Here is an 8,391-nt window from a genome sequence, read left to right on the forward strand (position 1 = left end):
TATATCTCACTTGAAATATGCATTTTTTATGCAGAGCGGACTGTATCTTTACAAACTGACATATTTTATTTGTGCCTGATTATTTATCCATTCTCGATGATGGGGGGATTGTAGGGTCGCTACGCTCAGGTGCAATTAGAATTTTGAAAGCCTTTTGTAGCAATGCTTTCCGCTTTTATTTTTCTTCGGGAACAATATCCAAAAAATAGGCCTGATTTCAACGAAATTCCGTCGTTTTAGCCTCCTGATTTGGGCTAATTGCACTTCAGCGCACATACCCTACACTTACCCCTACTAATCGAGATGATTATTGAATTGGCGAGGTGGACCATAGTGCCCACCATCGCCTGGTGTATCCGAAAACTAAAGACACAAAAATAGCAAACCTGTCCTAGCCGGATTTCAGCCCTTAAAGAGTTCCTACCTCTTTAAGGGTCTTGCTTTGAGTGTAGCTGATGCATTGACCAGTAATAGCTCCAAGGAAAATCGGTAGAAAAAAGTAGACCTACCTTCACAGGCAATCTACCAGGGTGCATGCGCGTTGCATAGCTGCTAACCACGAACACGGTCAATAGAACGTTAGCCTTTGAAATCTTTACTCTGATAGCTTTTCAGACGAAACTGTAGGTTTTTGTTCAAATGCCCCCGCTGGTTCATATATCAATAGCTTCCGACTTATGGCACTTGCTTACAGCTACGATTACACTACCCCATAGTAAAGATATCCAAGCAATTTATATATAAAAAGTATTTTAAAGACGTCATTTAATCACTATTTTAGTGTTGACAAACCACTAAAATAGTAGTTATTCTATGCTCATGGCTTAAGTAGTAAGTGTGTTTAATACATAAGTTGCTGCTCAACTCTATGGAGTCACGATGTATTGTGCCTGATATGCAGTGCTTGTTGAGGACAAGAAGCCATGACATCACGACGCTTTCCCTTGCCGAACATTCCATCCCGGATGGAAATTTTCAAGCTATAGCGGTTCACTTGCTTAAAGGTTCACTAAAGCCAATAGTGTTTAAGAGGTTTGAACTATGACTAATCTTTCCTTGTTGCATGATGGTTTTTGGGGTAACAACCTGGATTTGATTTGGTGGACGCTACCTAGATTCACGCCAAGGGATAATGCTTCGTTTATCGGTCGAAACCAGTTGCGACTTAGCACCGATCACAATCACGAGCCACCAAAAGTAAAAAACGGCTTTATTATCTTACAGTCGGATACCTATAACCCTTCAGACCCAGTAGATTCTTTTTTGGGAAGTCAAATTATTGATAACCAAGCATTTAACGTTGGTTTAGGGGTAGATGTTGAAAGCGAAGCCTGGTTTAAACATCCCATTGTTCCGGGTTCAGGAGCGTTCCTTTTCTCATACGAAATTAGCGACACAAACAATGACGACCAAGTTAAAGTCATGGAACAACAACATCAAAATAAGCTTATTTCTGCACTAAAAGAAATAAGTTTTAGCGTAACCGGCTCATTTGATCTAGATCACTTTTTGCAAAGGATTGTCGAAACTTCTATTAACCTTGCCAACGCCTCTCGTGGAGCAATCTTTTTATATGACGAAAGTTGCTCTAAACTGGTCATGCGAGCAGAGAAAAATAATGCTCCTGAGCTTCGGTTTATGGCTGGTTATGAGGTTGATAGCACAAAGAAAAATAAAGAGAAAATTGGTCTACCAGTATTTGCTTTTATTCAAAATGAAACACTTGCTCTAAACTCAGTTGAGCAGATTAAATCTCATCCGGCTCACTTGGGAAAATACACAAAGTATAGCAATACAGAATGCCATTCGTTATTGTGCATTCCTCTAAAGAACAGCAATGGAAAAGCTATTGGCGTTCTAAAGTTAGAGAACACTTTAAATCAGGAAGTTCACTTAAAATTTTCTGAGAAGACCAAAACATGTCTCGAATTAATTGCTGATGTAGCTACTGAAGTAATTATAAATTTTAAAGGTCAAGTATCCAAAATTGGACAATCAACAGATTTAATACTTTCAAACTCACTTGGCTCTAATAGCACTGAAAATTTAACTGAAAGGCTACGAAAAATTGCTATGTCTTTCAAGGAAATATCTAATGCTGGAGGGGTATCAATACGGTTAATCGAAGGGTCAAGATTAGTGTGCAAAGCCGCTGTTGACCATAACTATCAAGCTTTAGAAAAAAAAGCATATCCTCTACCTTCTCATGTTAATGAAGATATACCAATGGGTTTAACTCCTTGGATTATTAAAATTGGGGAAACTATTAACATCAAAACTAATGATAAAGTTATCGCACACTCTCAATATAAAGCAACTTATAACACTGTCTTTTACCCGGATGGACAGGACAATGGACAAACATATGTAGGTGTTTGTGACAGTATGTATGCAAACAGTAATACTATAGATGACTTTTGTGAAAATGCTGCAAATACATTTATCAATCCAGCATCTATAGCACTATCAAAGCTTTATTTAGAGAAATCAAAAGAAGAGGCTTGGAGAAATTTTACAGCTATTATGGCCCATAGAATTGGGACTGAAACAGCAATTATTTCTGGTGGATTAAACTATCTAAGAAAAACTCTGAAGTCCATTATAAAACCTCGGAACAAGTCTCTTTGGAAATATGAATTAGAAGACCTAGAGAATTCTGTTGAAAACTTAAAGATTGCTGTTAGGGATTACACAGAGTTACAAAAAGCATCTGTTGCAAAGCGTCAAAGAATAGATTTAAGTAAATTACTTGATCAAGTAAAGTATAAGATTGAAAAACTTCAGTATTATCCAATGGATGTGCCTTTCAAATTCTGGGCTTCCGCGCGAGAATGGCAAGATGCTTTCAATATAGCCTTGTTGCCAGCCTATGTACCGGAAGACAACCAGATTTACCGCTACGAAGTGGATTATGTAAGTGTGGAACGGCGCGATATCGATGACTATTTAGCACGCTCTGACCTCAGCGGCCTAAGTTTGATTGATACCGTTAATAACAGCAACTGTTTTAATAAAGATAATTCACTTGGAAGCTTTAAAGTGAATTGTTGTGGGCTAAGGCAATATGTTAAAAAACATATTGATATTTTTTCTCGATTAGCTCAAAGCATCGGATTATTCATGACTTTTTTACCGTGTTTCTCCTTTGGCTTGCAACAAGTACACTTATCAGTTGAAGCAAAAATAGAGAATATTACTAGATATAGGTGGGTGAAACCACTGATAGATATTAATTTCTTTCTAAAGCGAAGCTATGATTCGTTGGCCCATTGCTATCAATACCTTTAATTAACAAGACTTTTCGTATTGGGTCACTGAGATAACTTTACACAGAAATCTAGAAATCATGAAAAATCAAAATATTTCGCTTAAGGGTAGAAATAATAGTGAAGATGAATCACTAAAAGTAGAAGATGAACCGAGTAAAAAGACTGAAATAAAAGAAGGAAATACTTTGGCTGAAAAAAGAAAAAAGAAAAATAATACAAGAGAAGTGCCTACAGTCCCAGGGACTAAAAGGTTGACTGTCGTTCTTCCTCCTGAAACGGCAGAGATGCTTGAAAGTTTAAGCGCAATGCAGTCAATTACTTTGAATGAAACAATTCGTAGGGCTATTTCAACTGAAGCTCTTATACAGAGAGAGGTAAGAAAGGGAGCAGATATCTTGATAGAAACTCAAGATGGAAGAACAAAACAACTTATCTTTAGGTGATAAGCTTTGCTCTTACAGCAGACTTATTATAGTCGACTACTAAGCCTGCTGGGTTCGGACATTCCATACCAGATTGAGACTTTCAATATATAGCAATTCAGTCGATTAGAGCTTCGCTTAAGCCAATAGGGTTGAGGTGGTTCCTGAAATAAATGTAGCTGCGGTCCCTCAAAAAGGAAGGATTGAAGCATAAATACTGTTGATCAATCAGTTTCAGCAACGTCAAATTTTCCTCAGAGGGCTGGACTGGACAGTAGTACTTTATTAGAAGGTTAATCCTCAGGAGTTGACATTGACGCACGATAATCAACTGGCCATGGGTTTCATCTCCCATGGCTTTTCGATCTCCAAGCACAAATTTGCTGAGCGCCTGGTTAAAAAGTCCGGCTCGACCTTCAGCTGACCGAGTTGGTGGTACAGCTCATCAATTTGGGCCTGAGTATCCGGTGCTTTTTTCCTTGCTTTTGAGGGATTCAAACAGAGTGTTAGCGTCTTCAATGAGCTGACGTTTCCAACCACTGATCATCGTTGGATGAATTTTATGCTGGCTCGCCTATTCAGGCACTGTTTTCGTTCCCTGAATGAATTCTATGGCTACTTTGGCCTCAAATTTTTATTGTATTGTTTCCGTTTTTTGGCCATGAACGACTCCTTCGTTTCCGAATGATTCAGAGCTTAACCCCCTGTCCAGTTTTTGGGTTCCACTATAGTCAATAGCGACGGCATTGACGATTTGATTGTTAGCACCTTTATTGCTGATCCGAACGGTAAGTTTGGGACTGGCCAACAATCAGGCTTTAGCCCGACCCTTGAGCGATCTGACTTACTGTCTGAAAATGGTGGTGATAGCAGTCAGGGTTTTGTCATTAATGGCATTACCCGTGGTGACCATGCAGGTATTTCTGTTAGTAGTGCAGGCAATTTCAATGGTGATGGTATCGACGACCTGATTATTGATGCTGACAATGCCAATTCAGTTCCTAATAATTCAGGGGAGTCTTACCTTATCTAAGGTCGTCAAGATGGATTTTCTCCCACATTGGAACTGTCTGATCTCTTATCAGAGAATGGTGGCGATGGTAGTAATGGCCTTGTCCTAAGTGGCATTGGTTTAGGAGATATCTCTGGTTGGGCTGTTAGTGATGCAGGGGATATTAATGGTAATGGATTTAGTGACATTATTGTCGGTGCCCCTGGTAGTGACCCAGATGGCAACGTAAACGCAGGAGAAAGTTATGCGTTTTTTGGTCGAGCTACATCATCTGAGCCTGTAGTTTATTTGCTGATTTGGATGGTGCTAATGGCTTTGTTATCAATGGTATTAACCAGGATGATGGTTTAGCGCGTTCGGTCAGTGGCGCAGGAGATATTAACGGAGATAGTCTGGACGATATTATTCTGGGAGCACCTGGCGCGAATTAAGTGAATCGTGCTGATGCAGGTGCAGGCTATGCCATCTTCGGCAATGCATCGTCGGCTTTAGACTTGAATGGCAGTCAGGCTAGGCTGGCCGAACTATACTTTTAGTGTTATTTTTACGTTTTATTTATATTGAATATGCATTTTTTTAATGTATGCGTTATGATGTCTGCGAAGAAAGGTGGAACTATCCAAGCTGGTCTTTAAGCTGGCTAACCGCCTCCCCTAAACGAACTCATATGTATTTACGGGAAATCCCTATGGAAATGAAAGACCAGCAGGATGTTGAGCAACAAGGAACAGTCCAAGATATCCCTGAGCTGTCAGCTGAGAAAATTGCCGATCTCACGCCGGAGGAAGTGGAGGTAAAGCTAGAGCAAAATACAGCGAATAATCCTGATACCCTACTGGTTGAGCGGCGTAGGACAAAGGTATCCGTCACGTGGAAGGAATGGCTGGCCTATGGTGATTTTCCATCTAGTGTAGCTATATTTACAATCTCTACTGTGGGAGCCACTATCGTTGCTTGCACTGGCTTATCGCAAGAAACTAGCCAAAGTGAATGTGTTCCCCTAGTTTCTTTGATCCTGGGCAGCGGTGTGACCGCACAAGTGATCGACAGCTATAAAAAACGCAACAAGTAGCATCTACGCCGTGCACTGAAATCCGGCGAGCACGGAGATTTTGGCTCACTAAGGTCAGATCTTTCTAGTTTTATATTTATAGGTACAACTAAATCTTAGTGTAATACCGAAAAATTGAGCACCCATATTAACCGACATTAGGAATAAAGCGTTCCGCCTGGACTGGATAGCTGCGAGGCTCTACTCGCACCTTAGCCGGTGGCGTTCCATTAGCAATGCTCAGATAGCCTTCGAGCGACGGTAATGCCTGGAGTTCTGCGGGCATCACCGCATGGGTTTCACGGATTTGTTCTGACTCTCTAGCCCCACCAATGCCTGGAATAATCGACTTGGAGCGGGTGTGCTCTACTCGTTCCTGCTTCCCGATCACGTTGGCCATCCGCTTAGCGGTGCCTTCATCTCGACAATTCAATATCAATTTGGTGGCGGTCCCTTGCAACAGAATCCGCCGATCATGCTCGCCGTAAACCTTATCGATCTGTGCCTCAGTTTGAGTGCCTAAAATTGCAGTCCCGCCAAACTTACGCGATTCTGATAATAGTCGAGCTAACGATGGCAGATGGTTTAAGGCTCCCAATTCATCAATCACCAGCGCTGTCTTGAGACTGCGTGACTCATTGGATAGCAATCCTTTCAGCATCAACTCAAATGCCATTGAATAGAGTGCTTTGTACCGTTCTGCAGTGTCTTCAAACACCGGGAGAAATAGCCAGCGGGCATCGTCGCGACGGCCCCACTCGCTGAAACTAAAGTCCGCAGCTGCAGGCAGCTGGCGATAGAACCGCATCGAGTTCACCAGTGTTGATATCACTGAGGCTCCCGTCTTTTCTGATTCAAAGTAGCGAGCACTAACGCCCCCCTTTAAGAACGTCCGTAGCTCTTCAAAGCTGTAGCTGCTGATCACCTCCCATATCTGGGTATTGTCGTCGCAGCGCTCGTAGATATCGGCCAGTAAGGTTTTAGCCGCTTCACTAAAGAAACGGTCTTTCGAGTCGTCGGGGATAAGACTGGCGGCAATGGTCTCCGCATCAATGCCTTCCACCTGGTGGCTCCACAATACTGACCGGGCATCACTGGGATTAAAGATCAGGTCGCGCCTGGGGTCATAGAACGATTCCAACAACTCCCCATTCCGGTCCAATAGGATCGCGCGAAAATCACGGCGGGTCTTCAGCGTTGATAGTACCTGCTTGATCGCCTGGGTCTTGCCGCTACCAGGGGACCCGACAAAGAAGAAACCCAAGTTTTCCAACCGGTTGGGTAAGGCAATCCCGCCGATCTCCAACAATGGCTCGATGGGTCGAGTCTCAGCGGCCTGGTCCTTAGCTAGAATCCGGGCTAACTCCGTTGCCGATACTATCCGAGTCCCCCGATTGACTCGTGTTCCACTACGCCCAATCAATAAACAGAGGTGGGGCAAAAAGGGGATGAACGGTATCAATAGATAGGCCAGTACGGAGATAACAATAGTCGAGGTGGTTAACCGACTGGCGTCCTGGCGCTTCTTGATCAACCAGATCCAGCTGCCGGTGTGAATCACAAAATAGCCAACGGCAAACAGTAGAAAGCCCACGCCATCGGGCATAAGCTGAAACACTAGATAGAGGCCGAGCGCTAGCACGATGCCTAAGGCAACTCGGGGACTCTGTTTAACAAAGGTAGCTAACGGTTTGGGGAGCTGGTGAGAGTGTGACGCTAATTGGTTGGCCATATGGTCATAGCGGGTCACCAGCTGCTGTCTGGAACGGCGGTTGATCATGGCGGGGCGAATTAGATCATCTGTCTAGGGTACTGATGCGGTTCTGGTAGGACCCACCCTTTAAATCGTTTCCTAAGCTTCGTAAGAACGGCTAGCGCTCTAAGTCCCAATCCCGTTGAGATCGCTCGGGGGTGGGGTGAATCTGTTTTTTCGGCTGGGCCGACTGAGTAGATGACTGTTCGAGAGTGGGCGTTTTGTCGGGGACCGGGGCCGGTTCTGGAGATACCCGCGCTGCTGTTTTCTCCGCTTCGATTTGCCGTTGAAGCTGTTTATGTTTTACCTGCTGTCGAGCCAAGTCGCGGTTCTCTTGACTGATACGTCTCGACTCATCGCCGACACGGGTGCGAATACCTCGCGATTCCATTTCCATTACCTTGGCTCCCAGGTGGATCTGGGGCTCTCTATCAATGCCTTGGGCTTCTAAACTCCGGTGATCAATACGGGCATCATGACCCGCTTTTTCCAAGGCGGCATTGGCATGATCGGCCCACGCTTTTCGATGCTGCTCGATCTCACTTTTTCGGTTCCACTTTCGCTGCTTTTTACCAAAGCCATTTTCATCAACGGTGCGCATCGTCAGCATGATATGAGCATGGGGATTATTGCTGTCGAAGTCGTGATAACACACGTCCGCGATCATCCCCCGCTCCACAAATTCACGCTGCACATACCCACGGGTTAGAGTTTCTTTTTCCAAATGGCTCAGTTCCACCGGCAACGCGATCATCACCTCACGACTCAGCTGCGCGTCTTTGCGTTTTTCGCCTTGCTCAACCTCGTTCCACAACGTCGAGCGATCGCTTAATCGCTCCGGCGCATTCTCAGGGAGTAAAACGTCGCTGCCATAGATCGCACTC

At 43.7% G+C, this 8,391-nt stretch carries 8 protein-coding genes; 6 read left to right on the forward strand and 2 right to left on the reverse strand.

Annotated features, from left to right (window positions below):
- Positions 1 to 1,041 precede the first annotated feature (1,041 nt).
- The 6 genes from IXB50_RS20215 to IXB50_RS20240 all read left to right on the forward strand — a co-directional run bounded on the left by IXB50_RS20215 (position 1,042) and on the right by IXB50_RS20240 (position 5,775).
- Positions 1,042 to 3,288, forward strand: a complete 2,247-nt coding sequence (locus IXB50_RS20215) for a sensor histidine kinase (RefSeq protein WP_215610806.1) — start codon at positions 1,042 to 1,044, stop codon at positions 3,286 to 3,288.
- Positions 3,289 to 3,346: 58 nt separating this feature from the next.
- Complete coding sequence (locus IXB50_RS20220) at positions 3,347 to 3,712, forward strand: ribbon-helix-helix domain-containing protein (protein WP_215610807.1); 366 nt, start codon at positions 3,347 to 3,349, stop codon at positions 3,710 to 3,712.
- 694 nt (positions 3,713 to 4,406) lie between these two features.
- A complete protein-coding gene (locus tag IXB50_RS20225) occupies positions 4,407 to 4,724 on the forward strand; it encodes a hypothetical protein (protein WP_215610808.1) in 318 nt (105 codons plus the stop codon).
- Between the two features lie 27 nt (positions 4,725 to 4,751).
- Positions 4,752 to 5,054, forward strand: a complete 303-nt coding sequence (locus IXB50_RS20230) for an integrin alpha (protein ID WP_215610809.1) — start codon at positions 4,752 to 4,754, stop codon at positions 5,052 to 5,054.
- Positions 5,000 to 5,134, forward strand: coding sequence for an FG-GAP repeat protein (locus IXB50_RS22905; protein ID WP_215610810.1), 135 nt, complete (start codon positions 5,000 to 5,002; stop codon positions 5,132 to 5,134). The genes IXB50_RS20230 and IXB50_RS22905 overlap by 55 nt, the downstream gene beginning before the upstream one ends.
- Positions 5,135 to 5,391: 257 nt before the next feature.
- Positions 5,392 to 5,775, forward strand: a complete 384-nt coding sequence (locus tag IXB50_RS20240) for a hypothetical protein (RefSeq protein ID WP_215610811.1) — start codon at positions 5,392 to 5,394, stop codon at positions 5,773 to 5,775.
- Between the two features lie 127 nt (positions 5,776 to 5,902).
- Here IXB50_RS20240 and IXB50_RS20245 read toward each other — a convergent pair whose 3' ends face one another.
- The gene (locus IXB50_RS20245; protein WP_215610812.1) at positions 5,903 to 7,534 is read right to left on the reverse strand and encodes a type IV secretion system DNA-binding domain-containing protein; all 1,632 of its coding nucleotides are present in this window, start codon (positions 7,532 to 7,534) and stop codon (positions 5,903 to 5,905) included.
- A gap of 91 nt (positions 7,535 to 7,625) precedes the next feature.
- On the reverse strand, positions 7,626 to 8,391 hold a 766-nt coding region (locus tag IXB50_RS20250; RefSeq protein WP_215610813.1), incomplete at its 5' end, for a MobA/MobL family protein.

The organism is Leptothoe spongobia TAU-MAC 1115 (assembly GCF_018739885.1).
GTDB lineage: Bacteria > Cyanobacteriota > Cyanobacteriia > Phormidesmidales > Phormidesmidaceae > Leptothoe > Leptothoe spongobia.